Here is a 17,162-nt window from a genome sequence, read left to right on the forward strand (position 1 = left end):
GAGCAGACGCGCTTCGATCGGGCCGGTTCGGCTCCTTCGGCGGACGCTCCGGGAAAGAGAAGTATGTTCGAGAGAGATTCCACCATCGGCACCATGAGTGCCCAGGTCGCGCGAATCATCGGCACGCGGATCGTCTCAGGCGAGTTCGGCCCCGGTGATTCCCTGCCGATCGAAGCCGAGCTCTGCCAGGAATACGGCGTCAGCCGCTCGACGGTACGCGAGGCGGTGAAGAACCTTGCCGCCAAGCGGTTGATCGAGGTGGCCCCCAAGCTCGGTACGCGTGTGCTGCCGTTCGCCGACTGGAACCTGCTGGACCCCGACGTCCTGTCCTGGCGCCTCAGCGCCCAGTTCGACGAGCGGATCATCGAGGATCTCTACGAGGTGCGTCAGTGCTTCGAGCCGCGCGCCTGCTATCTCGCCGCCCGATCCGGGACCTCGGACGATCACGACCGCATCTGTCGCCGCTACTCCGACATGGTGTCGATGCTCGATCAGGCGCCGCTCGCCGCCGGGGCCGAGAGCGAATTCCACCTTGCCATCATCGCGGCGACGCACAACGGCCTGTTCGTTACCATCGGCGGGGCGGTCAAGACGGCGCTGAAGGCGTCCTTCAGCCTGACGCAGAAGGATGCGAGCGGCACGCCGATCGATCTTGCGCCCTATGAAGAGGTGCTGTCGGCCATCCTGGCGCGCGATGGCGAACGAGCCGAGGCGGCGATGCGTCGGCTTCTGGAGCTGTCGCGCCTGCGCGTTCTGGCGGCTGTCGCCCATACCCGCGAGCGCGGCGGCCGCGGCTGGCGCTGAGCTCCGGTTCGCGTCTCAGGCCCCGGACTGTTGCCCGTCCGGATCTGCCTGCCGCGTTGCACCGCGCCGCTTCGCCATCCGGTGCGCCACGGCCTCGAACCCATCGGAAATCAGCACGGCCAACACGCCGGTGATGACGCCGCCCTGGACGATGAAGGCGAGGTTGTTGGACAGGAGTCCGGCGACGATCACCTCGCCGAGCCCCTTGGCGGCCACGGTCGAGCCGATGGTCGCCGTGGCGAGGCCGATGACGGCGGACAGCCGGATGCCCTCGATGATCAGTGGCATGGCGAGCGGCAGCTCGACCTTGAGAAGACGCTGCCGGCCGGTCATGCCCATGGCCGAGGCGGTTTCCACCACGGCGGGCGGCAGGGTCGACAGGCCGACGAGCGTGTTCTCGAAGATCGGCAGCAGGCCGTAGAGGAATAGCGCCATGCGCGTCGGGCCTTCTCCAAAGCCCATGATCGGCACTGACAGCGCCAGCACCGCCACCGGCGGGAAGGTCTGGCCGATGTTGACGATGGCGCGCGACAGGGCGAGGAACTCGGCGCCGGCCGGACGGGTGACGAAGATGGCGAGTCCTATGGCCACGATGGCGGCGGCGACCGTCGACAGGCCGACGGTGACGAGATGCGACAGCGTCAGGTCGAGCAGCGTACCCTGGTTGTAGATGGCCGGTGCGCCGTTGTTGGTCAGCGGCGCCAGCAGGCCGGCGAAGCGATCGGGCGCCAGCAGGAAGGCAAGGAGCGCGGCGAAGACCAGAAGCCGAAGGATGGTGCCGGTGCGAATCATGTCGCGCTTCATTTCGGCCGAGCCGCCCGGCCGGCAATGCCCTGAAGACTGATGCGCCCGACCGGCGCCCCGGCGGCGTCGATCACCGGCGCCGCGTCTCGGCCCGACCAGAGCAGCTCGCCGAGGCCCTCGTAGAGGCTGGCGTCGGCGGCGAGCGGCGCCCCTTCGGCGTCGCCGGGTTCGACCGCCGCACGGACCTTTCCGAGTGTCAGGTAGCGGAACGGGCGGTCGGCGCTGCCGATCAGGTCGTCGACGAAGGCGTCGGCGGGCCGGGCGAGGATGTCTGCGGCCGGCGCGTATTGCTTGAGAAGGCCGCCGTCCATGACGGCGATGCGATCGCCGAGATGAACCGCCTCGCCCATGTCGTGGGTCACCAGAAGGATGGTGGTGCCAGTGCGACGCTGGATGGCCTTGAGGTCGGTCTGGGCCTTGGAGCGGATGATCGGATCGAGCGCGCCGAAGGGCTCGTCCATCAGGAGAAGGGCCGGCTTGGCGGCCATGGCCCGGGCGACGCCGACGCGCTGCTGCTGGCCGCCGGAGAGTTCGTGCGGGTAGCGGTTGGCGAACTGGCCGTGATCGAGCTGGAACAGCTCCATCAGCTCCTCGACGCGGGCATCGACCTTCCTGCGGTCCCAGCCGAGCAGCATCGGTACGGTGGCGATGTTGCGGGCGACGGTCCAGTGCGGGAACAGGCCGTGATTCTGGATGGCATAGCCAATCGAGCGGCGGAGCTCGTGGGGCGGCATCGTCGATACGTCGCTGCCCTCGAGAAAGACGCGCCCTTCCGTCGGCTCGACCAGTCGGTTGACCATGCGCAGGAGCGTCGACTTGCCCGAACCGGAGGTGCCGACGATTACGGTGATCGTACCAGCCTCGATCTCCATGTTGACGTCGTTGACCACGGCCGTGTCGTTGTAGACCTTGGTCAGATGGCTGAGTTCGATCATGCCTTGCCTCTGCCGGAAATCTCGATGACGGCGTCGAGCACGACGGCGGCGGCGAAAGCCAGGGCCACCGGCGGCAGCGCGCCGAGCAGGATGAGGTCGGTGGCCGTCTGGCCCAGCCCCTGGAACAGGAAGACGCCGAATCCGCCGCCGCCGATCAGCGCCGCCACCGTGGCGAGGCCGATGTTCTGGACGAGGGCGATGCGGATGCCGGTGAGGAGCACCGGCAGGGCCAGCGGCATTTCCACCTGGAAAAGCCGCTGTCGGCCAGTGAGGCCCATGCCGCGCGCTGCGTCGACCACGGCGCGGGACACGCCGTTCAAGCCGACCACGGTGTTGGCGACCATCGGCAGCAGCGAGTAGAGGAACAGCGCCAGGAAGGCCGGCGCCATGCCGATGCCGCGAATGCCGATGGCGTGGGCGCCGGGAACGTTCATGGCGATCCAGCCGAGCGGTGCGATCAGGATGCCGAACAGCGCCATCGACGGAATGGTCTGGACGATGTTGAGCACGTTGATCAGCGGGTCGCGGACGGCGCGGACCTCGTAGGCGAGAATGCCGAGCGGCAGGCCGATGGCGATGGCGGCGGCGAGCGAGCCGGCCGCGAGAATGACGTGGTTGATGGCCTCGCGCCAGAACACGTCGGCGCGGTTGCGATACTCGGCGACGATCGACAGGTGGCTCCAGGCGCCCGAGGCAAACAGGCCGGCGATGAGCGCCGCCGTGACCGCCAGCGCGACAATCCGCCCGGCAGGGCCGAGTTTCAGCCGCACGCTGGCGTCGGTGACCAGCATGGAAGCGCCGAACAGGGCAACCCAGAAGCCGCTGGCCGGGGCGATCCGGGCGTAGGGATTGTCGTCGGGCATCAGATGGGCGCCGGCGGCGCCGGCGGCGAGTGCCAGCGCGGCGAGCGCCAGCGCGCCGAGGGCGAGGCGGACCGCCGGTCGGCGACTTGACAGCGCCACTCCGATCGCGGCGGCGAGCACCACCAGGACCGTGGCCGTCACGGTGACCGGCAGCGCCTCGAACAGCCGGAGTCCTGTTCCTGAGGCGATGCGGGTGGCGCGCAAGGTGGCAAAGGGAAGGGCGAGCGCGCCGATCAGGAAAATGGCGATGACGACGCCAAAACGATCGATCCGCGACGTTGCGGCGCGTCCGGTTCCGGCGTCTGCGAGCGTCGTCATGAAGAACCTTTGAAAAGGGGCGGAGGAGATCTCCCCTCCGCCGTGACCGGTCGTTACTTCAGGAAGCCCTTGGACTTCAGGTAGTCTTCGGCGACCGCCTTGGCCGGCTCGCCACCGACCTGGACGCGGGCGTTGAGCGTTTGCAGCGTCACGAGGTCGAGACTCTCGAAGACCGGCTTCAGCGTGTCGGCGATGGACGGGTTGGCCTTCAGGACCTCTTCCCGGACGATGGCGGTGGGCTGATAGACCGGCTGCACCGACTTGTCGTCGTCGAGCACCACGAGCCCGGATGGGGCGATGGCGCCATCGGTGCCGTAGACCATGGCGGCGTTGGCGCCGTTGGTCTGGTCGGCCGCCGCCTTGATGGTGGCCGCCGTGTCGCCGCCGGAGAGCACGATCAACTGGTCGGGCGTCAGCTTGAAGCCATAGGTGGTCTGGAAGGAAGGCAGTGCCGAAGCCGAATTGACGAACTCGGCCGAGCCGGCCAGCTTGACCTTGCCGCCCTTGGAGACCCAGGCGCCGAAGTCGCTGAGCGACTTGACGCCCGCCTCGTCGGCCACGTCCTTGCGCAGGGCGATGGCCCAGGTGTTGTTGGCCGGCGAGGGCGTCAGCCAGACGATCTTGTTGGCGTCATAGTCGAGCTTCTTGGCCTCTTCATAGGCCTTGGCGGCGTCCTTCCAGAGCGGATCGTCGGCCTTGTTGAAGAAGAAGGCGGCGTTGCCGGTATACTCGGGATAGATGTCGATCTCGCCGGCGGTGATGGCCTGGCGCACCACCGGCGTGCCGCCGAGCTGGATACGATCCTCGACCTCGATGCCCGAGTTCTGAAGGGCGAGAAGGATGAGATTGCCGATGACGCCGCCTTCGGTGTCGATTTTCGAGGACACCACGACCTTGGCGTTGGCGGTGCCGGCAAAAAGCCCGAGGGCAAGCACAGCGGCGGCATATTTCAGATGGGGCATCACTGTTCTCCTGGCTGGTTGGGTCGGGGGTGTTCTGCTGGGGTGTCGTGTCTCGTCGAGGGGCGCAAAAATAGCAGCCGAACTGCCGAAAGGTGGCAGTGGTGCCATGTTGGCGGCAAATTACGGGCGGCGGCGGATGTCGCCAGCAGCGCCCGGAGACCAAACGCGGCGCGATGGCCTGCGTTCCATTGAAACGTTCGGAGGGAGATGGACGGCACCTCCCTCCCTCGGAAGCCGATCACTCGGCCAAGTGTTACCCCTTGAGCGGCGCATGTCCAGCCTGGATGCCCGCCGGGGTTCGATGAACGTCAGGCGGCGGAGGTTTCCTCATGTCCGGTCTCGGCGTAGTAGCGGCCGATGCGCTCGACCTCGTTCTTCGAGCCGAGGATGACGCCGGTGCGCTGATGCAGTCGCTCGGGCTCGATGTCGAGGATGCGCTCGTGGCCCGAGATCGCCCGGCCGCCGGCCTGTTCGACGATGAAGGCCATCGGGTTGGCTTCGTAGAGCAGGCGCAGGTGGCCGCCCCTCGGCGCGTTGTCGCGGTCGACCGGATACATGAACACGCCGCCGCGCATCAGGATGCGATGCACTTCGGCCACCATGGAGGCGATCCAGCGGGTGTTGAAAGCCTTGCCGCGCGGTCCGTCGGGGCCGGCGACGCACTCGCGCACGTAGCGGTGGATCGGCGCCGGCCAATGGCGCTCGCGCGAAGCGTTGATGGCGTATTCGCCGGTGTCTTCGGGAATGCGCATGTTGGGATGGGTGAGGACGAAAACGCCGATGTTGTGGTCGAGGGTGAAGCCGTTGACGCCATGGCCTGACGTCAGCACCATCATGGTGGACGAGCCGTAGATGGTGTAGCCGGCGGCCACCTGCCTGACGCCGGGCTGCAGATAGACCCGTTCGTCGGAGGGATCCGCGCCTTCGGGCAGCCGCAGGATCGAGAAGATGCTGCCGACCGCCACGTTGACGCCGATGTTGGACGAGCCGTCGAGCGGATCGAACAGCAGGAGATAGCGACCGTCGGATCCGCGCGAGATCCGGGCATCCTCCAATTCTTCCGAGGCGACGCCGGCCCAGTTGCCGCTCTGGTCGGTCATGTAGAGAAAGATGTCGTTGGCGAGGACGTCCAGTTCCTTCTGCTCTTCGCCCTGCACGTTGCGCGAGCCGGCGTATCCCATGGTGCCGGCCATGGCGCCCCGGTTCACCTCGTTGGAGATCGTCTTGCAGGTGGTGCAGATGTCGGTCATCAGCGCCGTGAAGATGCCGCTGCCACCCAGGCGGCGCTGCTCCTGCACAAGAAAAAGCGGCAGTGTGATGCGTCGATAGGTCATGCTTTCTCCTGTGGGGAGGTGGGAGGATGTGCGCCGATGCTACTCTGCGAGGCTAAAGCTCAAAAACGATTTTGGTTTAGTGGTCTTGGCTCTGAATAAGATCGAATCAATGAAACGTATTTTGAACTCAGTTCGGTGAACTTCCTTGGTTTATGCCCTCGATGATAGTGTCGGCGGGGTACTGTCAAAACTATCCCTTTGGCGATTTTATCGTTAAAGTCAGCTTTGCATGGCACATATACAAAAACTGAGTGGCTCGACTTTGCTTCTGTCCTTGGTTCTTTGATGGGCAATCTGGGCGGGCAATGGCGCCAGAGCGGGCTTTCAATCGCTTGGCGGCAGGCTATGCTTCGCCGGTTTTCTCTGCCGGGAGCCTTCCATGCTCGTCCTCGATGCCGCTGCCACCGCCGCCGCCCTCGACTATCCGGCCTTGATCGCCGGGCTGCGGGAGATATTTGCCGCCGGCGTTACCGCTCCGCTCCGTCATGCCCATGGCCTGCCGCGCGTCGGCGAGCCCGACGCCACGCTGCTCGTGATGCCCGCCTGGATGGGCGACGGCAGCCACGGCGGCGTCAAGATCGTCAACGTGGTGCCCGGTAACGCCAAGCGCGGCCTTCCGGCGGTGACGGCGAGCTATCTGCTGTTCGACGAGACGACCGGCTCCCACGTGGCGCTCATGGATGGCGCGACGCTGACCGGACGACGTACGGCGGCGGCCTCCGCGCTCGCCGCGTCCTACCTGGCGCGCGCCGATGCTCGCACGCTGCTGGTGGTCGGGGCCGGGCACATCGGCTCGGAGATGCCGGGGGCCTATCGCGCCGTGCGGCCCATCGAGCGGGTGCTGGTTTGGAATCCGACGCCGGAGCGGGCCGAGCGGCTGGTAACCCGTCTTCGGGGCCAGGGAATCGAAGCGGACACGTGCGACGATCTCGAAGCGGCGGTCGGCGAGGCCGACATCATATCCTGCGCCACGCTCTCCCGGTCACCGCTGATCCACGGCGATTGGCTGAAACCCGGCCAGCATCTCGATCTCGTCGGCTCCTTCACTCCCGAGATGCGCGAAGCCGACGACCGCGCCGTGGCGCGCGGTCGGGTGTTCGTCGACGGGCCGGCGGCGGCGGTCGAATCGGGCGACATCAAGGGACCGATGGCGTCGGGCGCGCTGAAGGAGATCGCCGGTACGCTCTATGATCTTTGCGGTGGCGGCGTCGAGGGGCGGCGTTCAGCGTCCGAGATAACGCTGTTCAAGTCGGTTGGCCTCGCTGTCGAGGACCTCGCCGCCGCGCGCGTCGCGCTCGCGTCTCGGCGGCCGGACTGAGCTGTCGCCGAACAGCCCGCCAGCCGACTTCAGGTCGATCACTGCCTTGACCGGAAGGTGGTCGGAGGCGCGCCGGGCGACAGGGCTGTCGTGCACGCCGAAATCGGCGACCAGTCCGTCAGGCCAGCCGAAGATGCGATCGAGTGGAAACACCGGCCGGCGCGAGGGAAAGCTTGGCACGGCGTCGGCCGTCTGGAACAGCGGCGACAGTCGCTCCAGCGGCGAGTTGGCCCGGCCGGGTCGCCACTCGTTGAAGTCGCCGCACAGGAGCGTCGGCATCGGTTCGCGCGCTTCGAGCTGGGAGCGCAAGCGTTCCATTTGCAGGCGACGGGTGTGGCTCAGAAGGCCGAGATGGGCGGCAACGATGCGCAAGGGGCGGCCGCCGATGTCGAACTCGGCTAGCACCGCGCCGCGCGGCTCGGCGTGCGGCAGGTGAAGGCGCTCGGCGCGAACGATGGTGCCGCGCCGGTAGAACAGGGCATTGCCGTGCCAGCCATGGCTCATCGGCCGGGCGGCGAGCGGCACAAGCGTCAGCCCGGTTTCCCGCTCCAGAGTGGCGAGGTTGAGCCGGCCCTTGCGGTCGCCCAACCGACGGTCGGCTTCCTGAAGGGCGATGATATCGGCGTCGATCTCGGCGATCACCGAGATGGTGCGGGCCGGATCGTAGGTGCCGTCGTTGCCGATACCCTTGTGTATATTGTAGCTGGCGACGCGGACGAGATCGCAGCCGTCGCAGGCCGGCGTAGACGGCACGGAGTCGGGCGCCCGGCCGAGCCGGACAAGGCGGCCGACGCCGTCAAGCAAGCGGGAAAGGCTGGCAAACTGCCCGGGCATGGTGTTCGAGCCTCTTCGTCCGACTTAGGGGAACCGATCTCGGTCGTTCTGCACCCGGCTCCCGTCCCCATGCGATAGCAGCGGAATGGCGGCGAGAAAAGGGCGGGGACGTTGAAACCGCCGCGCCGGCGGGGAACCGCCGCCCCGGGATCCGGTTGTCTCCGCGTCCGTGTCACTCCTGCCGCGCGACGCGAGGGGCAGGTCTTCGCGTCGACGGGGGCGGCACTCGTTCGCAACCCGAGGTGACCATGAACGGTTCCACTACGTCGCGCCTTTTCTCGCAGTTTGCCTCCACCATTTCCGATCTGTCTGGGCGGCCGGCAACCTTCGCCCTTGCCGTGGGGATGGTCGTCGTCTGGGCGGTCTCCGGACCTTTCTTCGGCTTTTCGGAAACCTGGCAGCTCGTCATCAATACCTCGACCACCATCGTCACCTTCCTGATGGTGTTCGTGTTGCAGAACTCCCAGAACCGGGACGGCAAGGCCCTGCAGGCGAAGATCGACGAGCTGATCCTGACCTCGAAGGCGCAGAACAAGTTCATCGGGATCGAGAAGCTGGACGAGGACGAAATCCGCGAGGTCAGTCAGGCTCTCGTGGAGAAGGCCGAGGCTTTGGAGGACGTGGCCGACCACCGGGCGGAGGAGCTGGAAGGGATGGTCGGCAACAAGGAGGAAAGCCACTAGCCGGAATGCCCTTGGCGGGATCGGTTTGCGCCGGCATAAAATCAGCCGGCTCTCCCCGAAAAGTCGGTCATGGCGCAATTGACATCTTCGAGGTCGATACGTATGGTCCGCCCGAATTCGGGCAAGGGGGTTCAGCCCTCCTGGCATCGGGATTGATGACGTCGGGCATCGACCCGTCGGCGGCGCGTCTTCTGACGCTGACGCCGTTGGGCATGTCGGCAAGGATGGACCAAATGAAGATCAAGAACTCTCTCCGGGCCCTCATGACCCGCGACCGCAACAATCGCATGGTCCGTCGCAAGGGCCGTATCTACATCATCAACAAGAAGAATCCGCGCTACAAGGCCCGTCAGGGCTGATGTCCGGCGGGCTTGCCGCCCGCCTTGGCGCCAGGATGCACTCGACGATCGCTGCCCGGGGAGGTACCTTCCCGGGTATGCGTGTTTTTGTGCCCCTCATATTGTTGTTGACGGTCGCCTGGCCGGTCTCCGCCCAAGTCGATCTGCCGCCGCCCGCGACGAGTGGGCGCGAGCGCTTGGTCTCGGTCGTGCCGGTCGACAAGGCCGCCGAGCTGGATGAACTGTTCGCCCGGCTCGCGATCGCGCGCGACCGCAAGGAAGCCTCAGGCCTTGAAACGGAGATCCGTCGGCGCTGGGCGACCTGCGGCAGCGCCACCTGCGATCTCATGCTGGGCTGGACGCAAGACGCTGTCGCGTCCGGCGACGCGGCCGGCGCGCTCGATCTTCTCGACGAGTTGACGGTGCGGCGGCCCGCCCTGGCCGAGGCCTATTACCGGCGCGGCACCCTGCACCTTCTTGCCGGCCGGCTGTCACCGGCGCTCGGCGATTTCCAGACCGTTCTGCGCATCGAGCCCCGCCATTTCATGGCGATGAAGGATCTTGCCGTGCTGCTCGAGGACCTCGACCAGCATGAAAGGGCGCTCGAAGTGCTGCGCCGCCTGCAAGCGATCGATCCGCATTTCGACGGGCTCAGCGAGGCCATCGAGGCCATCGTCGCTGGCAGCCATGGCCGCGATATCTGATGCCGCTTCCGTCGGGTTTGACCTTTTGGGCGAAACCCGACGGGAGGGGAAGCGCCCGACCGGGCGCTGGCCGGTCAGGCCGAAACCCGCTTGAGCCGGATGAGTCCGGATCAAGCGGAACGCGTATGAACATCCCGTCATAAGAAAAGGGCCGGATCGCTCCGGCCCCTTTTCAGTTCGCGCGCAGTTGCCGCCGATCAGATCCCCGACTTGCCGTCGGCGCCGATGGTGGCGATGCGCAGGAGGTTGGTCACGCCGGCCGAGCCGAAGGGCACGCCGGCGGTGATGATGATGCGGTCGCCGGGCTTGGTGAAGCCTTCCTCGGCAGAGATGCGGCTGGCGCGCTGCACGAGGTCCATCAGCGAGCGGGCGTCGTCGGTCACCACCGAGTGGATGCCCCAGACCAGCGCCAGGCGACGGGCCATCGAGCGGTTGGGCGACAGCGCCAGGATCGGCGTCGACGGCCGCTCACGGGCGGCGCGGAGGCCGGTGGCGCCGGAGGCGGTGAAGCAGACGAGGGCGGCGATGCCGAGCGTCTCGGCGATCTGGCGGGCCGAGGCGGAAATGGCGTCGGCGGGGGTCGCGTCGGGCTCGCCGCGCTGGCCGGCCAGGATCGAGTGGAAATGCTCGGAAGCCTCGACCTCCTCGGCGACGTGGCTCATGGTCTGAACCGCCTCGACCGGGTAGGCGCCGGCCGCCGACTCGGCCGACAGCATGACCGCGTCCGCGCCCTCGAAGACGGCGTTGGCGATGTCGGAGACCTCGGCGCGCGTCGGCACCGGCGACTGGATCATCGATTCCAGCATCTGCGTGGCGACGACCACCGGCTTGCCGGCCTTGCGCGTGGTGCGGGTGATGCTCTTCTGAACGCTCGGGACCTGTTCGAGCGGCAGCTCGACGCCAAGGTCGCCGCGCGCCACCATGATGGCGTCGGAGAGCTCGAGAATCTCGTTGAAGCGCTGCACGGCCTGCGGCTTCTCGATCTTGGCCATGACGCCGCACTTGCCGTCGACGATCTCGTGCACTTCCTGGAGGTCTTCCGGCCGCTGCACGAAGGACAGCGCGATCCAGTCGACGTCGGCGTCGAGAGCGGCCGTGAGGTCGGCGCGGTCCTTCTCGGTGAGGGCGCCGGAGGTGAGGATGGTGTCGGGCAGGCTGACGCCCTTGCGGTCGGAGATCTTGCCGCCGACCTCGACCTCGGCGATCGCCTTCTTGCGGTCGTTCTCGACCACGCGCAGCCTCAGGCGGCCGTCGTCGATCAGAAGGCGATGGCCGGGCTCGAGCGCGTCTATGATTTCAGGATGCGGCAGGGTGACGCCGGTGACGTCGCCGTCGAACTTCTCGCGATGGAAGGCGAACTTGGCGCCGATTTCCAGGAAGACCGGGCCGTTGGCGAAGGTGCCGACCCGGAGCTTGGGCCCCTGCAGGTCGGCGAGGATGCCGATCGGGCGGCCGGCCTCGGCCTCGACCTCACGGATGGTCGATACGTAGTAGCGGAGCTTCTCGTGGTTGGTGTGGCTCATGTTGATGCGGAAGCAGTCCGCACCCGCCTGGTGAAGCCGGGCGATCATGTCCTTGTCGGAGGAGGAGGGGCCCAAAGTTGCAAGAATCTTGACCTTGCGGTTACGTCTCATTTCGCCCCGTTTCCTTTTTGGGTCGGCTGGTACAGGTGTACGGTCCAGCTGCGTTGTTCGGCGGTGTCGACCTCGAAGAACCCTGTCCGCTCATAGCCGCGGGCGACACAGTTTTCGACGCCGCCTATTGTGAACATCTTGCGTCTCGTACACATGAACGCCTTGCCGCCCCATTCGCCGCCGTGTTGGCTGTCGACCGCATAGAGGTAGTAATAGCGTGATGTGAGAGCGCCGGAGAGCAGCGTTCCACATTTCGATCCGCCGATGTTCCACCAGCCTTCGGAGCGCCAGCCGTCCTTGGACTTGTAGCCGATCGCCACGGAGATGGTGCCGTCGGTTTTGTTACAGAGCCTGAGATCGGCCTTCGCGGGTGTCGCGGCGGCGAGGAAGAGGAAGGACAGCGCCAGGGCAACAAGCGCCGGCCGCGTCTTTCGTACCGGTCCCTCATGTGCCGCCATCGGTTTTCCGCCCGCCAACGATCCTTGTCCGGTGCTCATCGGAGAATGCCCCGCCTTATCGCGTGACCTACGGCAAAATGTCAACGTATAATTACGCAAGGCGCCGCACTGTCCCGTCGTGTCCGGTCTCCCATGAACATTAACACGCATCCTCAAAGGCTTACGCTCCAGTCTTTGGTCGCGTCCGAAGAACGCTGGTCATGATCGCGGCCGGGCGATCCAGATGCCGCCAAGGATCATCAGGCCACCCAGCCCCTGGCTCCAGCCGATCGCCTCGCCGAACACGAGGAAAGCGAGGGTGGCGGCGGCGATCACCTCCATGAAGATGACCAGAGACGAGAAGGCGGCCGAGAGATATCCGAGCGCAAAGGCGAGCAGGCCCTGCCCACCGATATGGCTTACATACGCCAGGGCGGCGAGAGTTGCGACGCCCGTCAGCGAAGACGGCAGAAGCTTTGGCTCGAAGGCGAGGGCTATGGCGCCGAGGCAGAGCGCGGTCACCGCCGTTGCGCCGAAGGTGACGGTGCCGGTGCTGTGCTGGCGTCGGGCGGCGCGAACGGCCAGGAAGTAGGTGCCGAAGCCGAAGGAGGTGCCGATGCCGTAGATGTCGCCGATCAGCTTGTCGGCATCGAGCGTATAGGAGCCGCCGAGCAGCACCGCGCCGCCGAGGATGCAGACGATGACGCCGCCCGCTTCGCGCCGGCCGACCTTCTCGCCGATGAACAGGCCGGAGAACAGCAGCACCCAGATTGGCGCCATCGAGGACAGGAAGGTGGCGTTGGCGATCGACGTGTTGAGGATCGAGAGGTGCCAGAAGAACAGGTCGACGGCGAAGAAGACGCCGGCGAGCCAGATGGCCTTCGAGCGGAAGGCGGTGGCCAGTGCCTTGCTGCCGCCCTCGCTCGCCGCCCAGATGGCCAGCACGGGGACTGCGAGCGCGACACGCCAGAAGGCGCTGGCGAAGGGGCCGACGTCGGCGAGGCGGACGAAGACCGGAGATATGCCCATGGCGACGGCGCCGAGGCAGAGGGCGAGGAAGGCCACGACCTCACCGGGGCGTGGGGACAGCGGCAACGATCTGGCGACGGACATGAATGGACCTGAGGACGACGGCCGTCGGGCGGGCCGCGGCGAAAGTGCAACGGTCGGCAGGTCGACGGCGCCAGCGGGTGGATCTCGACTTTATCCGACCGATAGCAGCATTTAGGATCATCCGCCATGCAGGACCCGACCGACGACGCTCCTTTCACATTTCTTCCCGGCGACGAGGCAGGCGGCCTTCTGATCCTCGCCGACCACGCATCCCGCCGGGTGCCGCCGTCTTACGGCAACCTCGGTCTGCCGCCGGCCGAGTTCGAACGTCATATCGCCTATGATATCGGTACCGAATGGCTGGTCCGCCGCCTCGCCGCCGTTGCCGGCGCTCCGGCGCTGCTCACCCGCTTCTCGCGTCTGCTGATCGATCCCAACCGTGGCGAAGACGACCCGACGCTGGTGATGCGCCTGTCGGACGGGGCGATCGTGCCGGGCAACGCTAGGGTCGACGCCGCCGAGCGACAGCGGCGTATCGAAGGATTCCATCGTCCATATCATCAGGCCATCGATGGCCTGATCGACCGGATGCTCGCCACCGGCGTCGCGCCGGTGATCCTGTCCATCCATTCCTTCACGCCGGTCTGGAAGGGCGTGCCGCGTCCCTGGGACATGGCGATCCTGTGGGACCGCGACGACCGCATGGTGGCGCCGGCGCTCGCCGCCTTCCGTGAGCGCGGCCTTGTCGTCGGCGACAACCAGCCCTACGACGGGGCGCTCCGCAACGATACGCTCTATCGCCATGGCACGGCGCGGGGGCTCGCCCATCTGCTCATCGAGGTGCGGCAGGATCACATCGCCGACGAGGCTGGCGCAACCCACTGGGCGGAGACGATTTTCGAGGTGGTGGCACCGCTGGCGGCGCGGCCGGAGATGCGCAAGACCGCCTTTTACGGATCGCGCGCGGATGGCGCTCGCGTGTGAATGGACGCTCGAAAACGGTTGACGGGCCCATGAAGTTCGGACTTCATGCCGCCCTCACGGGCGGCGGCCCCGCCCGGACCCAGTATCAAGATCGGCAGGACAATATCCCATGAGCATGGAATCGGCAGAATCGCAGGGCGGCGTCGCGGCGGGTGAACTCCGGCAGTTCATCGAGCGCGTCGAGCGGCTTGAGGAAGAGAAGGCCGCTCTCCAGGACGACATCAAGGACGTGATGGCCGAGCTCAAGGGCCGCGGCTACGACGTCAAGGCCGTCAGGGCCATTCTGAAGCTTCGCAAGCAGGACCCGGACGAGCGCCAGGAGGCGGAAGCCATCCTCGAACTCTACATGAACGCGCTCGGCATGGTGTAAGCGGGCTTTCCGCCTGTCCCCGACCGGGGGGCGTGACGGCCTTGCCTGGGGTGGAGAGGCTCTTCTCCGCGCTTGACAGCGAACGGGTGTCGGCCTAGCAATCTGTATCGTTTCAAGGAGGCGTCGCGCCGTCCGCCGATGATCGGTGGCGGAGGGCGCCTTCTTCATGTGGATTTCATGACCGCCCCATCGCTCTCCCCGTCCATTCCGGCGCCCATACGGCGCGACCGGCTGACCTGGGCCGCCTATCTGGCGCTCGCCCAGTTCACCTTCTTCCTGAATATTCAGGGAAACATCATCCCCTTCCTGAAGGACGAGTTCGACCTCAGCTATCGGGTGGTGACGCTGCACCCGGCAGCGGTGGCGGCCGGTCTTATCGTTTCGGGATTGTTTGGCGAGCGGCTGACGCGCCGGTATGGGCGACCGAGGTCGGTGATGTTCGGGCTCGCCGGCATGGCGCTCGGCGCGGTCGCCATCACCGCCGCGCCGCATCCGGTGGTCAGCATCCTCGGATGCTTCCTGATGGGCGCGGTCGGTTGCCTTGTGCTGATCGTCGTGCCGACGCTGCTTGCCGACTGGCATGGCGCCAATCGTTCGGTGGCGATCGGCGAGGCCAACGGCGTTTCCTACGTTGCCTCGTTGACGGCGGCGATGGCGGTCGGCCTGTTCGTGGCCATCGGTTTCGGTTGGCGGGCGGCGCTTTTGCTCGGCGTGGTCCTGGCCGGCCTGTTGCTCCTGTTCCTGCGGGGCGTGCCGATGCCGGCGCCGAAGGAGCCGGCGACGGTCGAGACGGGCGGTCACGGCGGCCGGCTGCCGATGGCCTATTGGCTCTACTGGTTGACGATCATCGCCTTCGTCGGCGTCGAGCAGTCGGTTCTTGTGTGGGCGACGGAGTTTCTCGTCCGTGTCAAGGACGTGCCGGTGGCCTCCGCGGCGATCGCCGCCGGCGCCTTCTCGCTGGGCATGCTCGTCGGACGTCTGTCGTCGGCCTTCGTGTTGACGCGGATAACGGCGGCGCGCGCACTCTATCTCTCGGCAATCGTCACTGTGCCGGCCTTCTTCCTGTTCTGGGGCGCACCGAGCCTGCTGGTGGCTGTGGTCGGCCTGTTCGCCGTCGGTCTCGGGTGCGCCTTGCAGTATCCGCTGACGCTGACCAAGGCGATCGTCACCGCCGGTCCGTTCGGCGAGCTGGCGACGGCGCGCGCTTCGCTGGCGAGCGGTCTTTCCATCCTCATCATCCCCTGGGCGATCGGGGCTCTGGCCGATCACGTGGGTTTGTTTACGGCCATATCGGCGTTGCCGATCCTCATCGTCGCGGCGGTCGGCTTTCTGTTCGTCGGCGAACGGCTCGTCCGCCACTGATCACTTGTCGCCGAGGCCCAGCGCCGCCTTCACCTTCGGTTCGAGGGTGAGGCTCCGGTCGTCGCCGATCACGGCAAAGCCCTTCCCGGCGCTGGTCAGGCCGGCGGAGTAGACCGCCCAGGCAAAACCCTTGTCCTCGGCGGCATCGCGCGTCGCCTCGATGAGGGCGATGCGCGATGCCGGATCGGCCTCGTCCTGAAAGATGCCGAACTCGCCGAGCAGAACGCGCTCGGGCGGAACGCCGTTCTCGGCCGCCCAGTTGCTCACCCGCTGGAAGTCGGCGGCGATGGTCGCCGGGCCGGCTTCGCTGGTGCGATAGTCGTCGAGCGCTTCTCCGACCGCGATATCGAGCTCCCTGCGACGCGACGGATCGGCGACCTCCCTGGCAATGCGGCTCCTTGCCGCGCGCAGGAGCTGCTTGCCGCCGGCCTCGTCGACCTGGCTGGCCGGATAGGGCAGATGGGTGAGATAACGGCCGGGATCGTCGACCCAGGGGCGGCCCGCGTGGCTGACGACCATGGGGTCGTAATAATGGAAGGTCCAGACGATGTTCGGATCGTCCGCGAAGGGGACTGGGTCCAGACGCGCAAGTCCGTCGATGCCACCCGAACGGCCGCCGGTCAGCACAAGCGTCAGCGTCGGGGCCGCCTGGCGCGCGGCCTCGCGCAGCGCGGCCAACTGGTCGGGCCAGCGGTCGGCCAGGGCTATGTAGGATCCCCAATCCTGGTTAGGCTCATTGATCGGCTCGAGAAGGGTCTTGTCGGCGGGCAGGACGGCCAGTCGGCCGGCGAGCCGCGTGACGAGAGCGAGATAGCGGTCCCAAAGGATGGGGGCGTGGTCGTCGGTGCCGAGCACGTCCTGCAATCCGTCGGGGCGTTCCTGGTCGATCGGCAGGAGATGCATGTCGACGATCACTGCGAAGCCCAACGCCTGAAGACGCTCCGTCGCGGCGACGATGCGTCCGATCAGCGGCCCGGCGCCGTCGTCGCCCGCCCAGAGCAGGGCGGCGGCGTCGATGTTGAGGCGGACGAAATCGAAGCCCTCGGCCTTCAGGCTGGCGAGCTGGCGGTCGTCGATGCGTCCCATCCAGTCGGGAAAGTTGCCCCTGTCGAACTCCGGCGCGAGAAAGGCGTCGCGACCGGTCCATGTCTGCCAGACCTCGAAGTTGATGCCGCGCTTGAGGGCGGGTGCGGCAGTGGCCGGCAGCGCCGCAAGGAGGGCGAGGCAGAACGCCGCCAGACGGGCGCGTGTCACGGAACGGGGCATTGGGTTCTCCTCCAGGCCGGGTGGGGCGGCGGCGCGATCATGCCGGGACGTCGCGGCCCGCGCAACGGACTGGTGCGGAAGTTGACCATCTTCCGTCCGACGCGCCGACGTGAGAGAAGGCAGCCAGAAATTCGTGTGACCCCCGGCGCGGGCCTTCCC

General features: G+C 66.8%; 18 protein-coding genes. 8 read left to right on the top strand and 10 right to left on the bottom strand.

Annotation, left to right across the window (positions count from 1 at the left end; translation table 11 throughout):
- Positions 1-63 precede the first annotated feature (63 nt).
- Positions 64-804, top strand: a complete 741-nt coding sequence (locus tag M4J40_RS04000; protein WP_251752295.1) for a FadR/GntR family transcriptional regulator — start codon at positions 64-66, stop codon at positions 802-804.
- 15 nt (positions 805-819) lie between these two features.
- On the opposite strand, the gene M4J40_RS04005 is transcribed toward M4J40_RS04000, so the two are convergent.
- The 5 genes from M4J40_RS04005 to M4J40_RS04025 form a co-directional block, all read right to left on the bottom strand.
- Complete coding sequence (locus M4J40_RS04005; RefSeq protein WP_251752297.1) at positions 820-1,608, bottom strand: ABC transporter permease; 789 nt, start codon at positions 1,606-1,608, stop codon at positions 820-822.
- On the bottom strand, positions 1,605-2,543 hold the full coding sequence (locus tag M4J40_RS04010) for an ABC transporter ATP-binding protein (protein ID WP_251752299.1): 939 nt from the start codon (positions 2,541-2,543) through the stop codon (positions 1,605-1,607). The genes M4J40_RS04005 and M4J40_RS04010 overlap by 4 nt, the downstream gene beginning before the upstream one ends.
- On the bottom strand, positions 2,540-3,724 hold the full coding sequence (locus M4J40_RS04015; protein WP_251752302.1) for an ABC transporter permease: 1,185 nt from the start codon (positions 3,722-3,724) through the stop codon (positions 2,540-2,542). The genes M4J40_RS04010 and M4J40_RS04015 overlap by 4 nt, the downstream gene beginning before the upstream one ends.
- Before the next feature lie 53 nt (positions 3,725-3,777).
- The gene (locus M4J40_RS04020) at positions 3,778-4,686 is read right to left on the bottom strand and encodes an ABC transporter substrate-binding protein (RefSeq protein WP_251752303.1); all 909 of its coding nucleotides are present in this window, start codon (positions 4,684-4,686) and stop codon (positions 3,778-3,780) included.
- 308 nt (positions 4,687-4,994) lie between these two features.
- On the bottom strand, positions 4,995-6,020 hold the full coding sequence (locus M4J40_RS04025; RefSeq protein WP_251752304.1) for a class 1 fructose-bisphosphatase: 1,026 nt from the start codon (positions 6,018-6,020) through the stop codon (positions 4,995-4,997).
- A 379-nt stretch (positions 6,021-6,399) separates the two neighbouring features.
- On the opposite strand from M4J40_RS04025, the gene M4J40_RS04030 reads away from it, so the two are divergent.
- Positions 6,400-7,338 (top strand): ornithine cyclodeaminase family protein, encoded by a 939-nt coding sequence (locus M4J40_RS04030; protein ID WP_251752305.1) that lies wholly within the window; start codon positions 6,400-6,402, stop codon positions 7,336-7,338.
- Here M4J40_RS04030 and M4J40_RS04035 read toward each other — a convergent pair.
- On the bottom strand, positions 7,243-8,172 hold the full coding sequence (locus M4J40_RS04035) for an endonuclease/exonuclease/phosphatase family protein (protein WP_251752307.1): 930 nt from the start codon (positions 8,170-8,172) through the stop codon (positions 7,243-7,245). The genes M4J40_RS04030 and M4J40_RS04035 overlap by 96 nt on opposite strands.
- A gap of 248 nt (positions 8,173-8,420) precedes the next feature.
- Here M4J40_RS04035 and M4J40_RS04040 point away from each other — a divergent pair, with 248 nt between their 5' ends.
- From M4J40_RS04040 to M4J40_RS04050, 3 genes are all read left to right on the top strand, one after another.
- A complete protein-coding gene (locus tag M4J40_RS04040; RefSeq protein ID WP_251752308.1) occupies positions 8,421-8,855 on the top strand; it encodes a low affinity iron permease family protein in 435 nt (144 codons plus the stop codon).
- 233 nt (positions 8,856-9,088) lie between these two features.
- Complete coding sequence (gene ykgO, locus M4J40_RS04045; RefSeq protein WP_026783921.1) at positions 9,089-9,214, top strand: type B 50S ribosomal protein L36; 126 nt, start codon at positions 9,089-9,091, stop codon at positions 9,212-9,214.
- A 77-nt stretch (positions 9,215-9,291) separates the two neighbouring features.
- Positions 9,292-9,897, top strand: a complete 606-nt coding sequence (locus M4J40_RS04050; protein WP_251752309.1) for a tetratricopeptide repeat protein — start codon at positions 9,292-9,294, stop codon at positions 9,895-9,897.
- 197 nt (positions 9,898-10,094) lie between these two features.
- On the opposite strand, the gene pyk is transcribed toward M4J40_RS04050, so the two are convergent.
- The 3 genes from pyk to M4J40_RS04065 all read right to left on the bottom strand — a co-directional run bounded on the left by pyk (position 10,095) and on the right by M4J40_RS04065 (position 13,081).
- Complete coding sequence (pyk, locus tag M4J40_RS04055; protein ID WP_251752310.1) at positions 10,095-11,531, bottom strand: pyruvate kinase; 1,437 nt, start codon at positions 11,529-11,531, stop codon at positions 10,095-10,097.
- Positions 11,528-12,028 carry a DUF1036 domain-containing protein gene (locus M4J40_RS04060; RefSeq protein WP_251752312.1) on the bottom strand — a complete coding sequence of 167 codons (501 nt, stop codon included), beginning with the start codon at positions 12,026-12,028 and terminating at the stop codon, positions 11,528-11,530. Before M4J40_RS04060 ends, pyk begins: the two co-directional genes overlap by 4 nt.
- 159 nt (positions 12,029-12,187) lie before the next feature.
- Complete coding sequence (locus M4J40_RS04065) at positions 12,188-13,081, bottom strand: DMT family transporter (protein ID WP_251752313.1); 894 nt, start codon at positions 13,079-13,081, stop codon at positions 12,188-12,190.
- A 126-nt stretch (positions 13,082-13,207) separates the two neighbouring features.
- On the opposite strand from M4J40_RS04065, the gene M4J40_RS04070 reads away from it, so the two are divergent.
- The 3 genes from M4J40_RS04070 to M4J40_RS04080 all read left to right on the top strand — a co-directional run bounded on the left by M4J40_RS04070 (position 13,208) and on the right by M4J40_RS04080 (position 15,737).
- Positions 13,208-14,005 carry an N-formylglutamate amidohydrolase gene (locus M4J40_RS04070; protein WP_251752315.1) on the top strand — a complete coding sequence of 266 codons (798 nt, stop codon included), beginning with the start codon at positions 13,208-13,210 and terminating at the stop codon, positions 14,003-14,005.
- A 115-nt stretch (positions 14,006-14,120) separates the two neighbouring features.
- Positions 14,121-14,375 (top strand): DUF2312 domain-containing protein, encoded by a 255-nt coding sequence (locus tag M4J40_RS04075; RefSeq protein WP_051228978.1) that lies wholly within the window; start codon positions 14,121-14,123, stop codon positions 14,373-14,375.
- A 177-nt stretch (positions 14,376-14,552) separates the two neighbouring features.
- The gene (locus M4J40_RS04080) at positions 14,553-15,737 is read left to right on the top strand and encodes a sugar MFS transporter (RefSeq protein ID WP_251752316.1); all 1,185 of its coding nucleotides are present in this window, start codon (positions 14,553-14,555) and stop codon (positions 15,735-15,737) included.
- Here the strand turns inward: M4J40_RS04080 and M4J40_RS04085 are convergent, their stop codons facing one another.
- Positions 15,738-17,003 (bottom strand): glycoside hydrolase family 5 protein, encoded by a 1,266-nt coding sequence (locus M4J40_RS04085; RefSeq protein WP_251752318.1) that lies wholly within the window; start codon positions 17,001-17,003, stop codon positions 15,738-15,740.
- Positions 17,004-17,162: the final 159 nt, after the last annotated feature.

The organism is Pleomorphomonas sp. JP5, from assembly GCF_023721815.1.
In the GTDB taxonomy this organism is placed as follows: domain Bacteria; phylum Pseudomonadota; class Alphaproteobacteria; order Rhizobiales; family Pleomorphomonadaceae; genus Pleomorphomonas.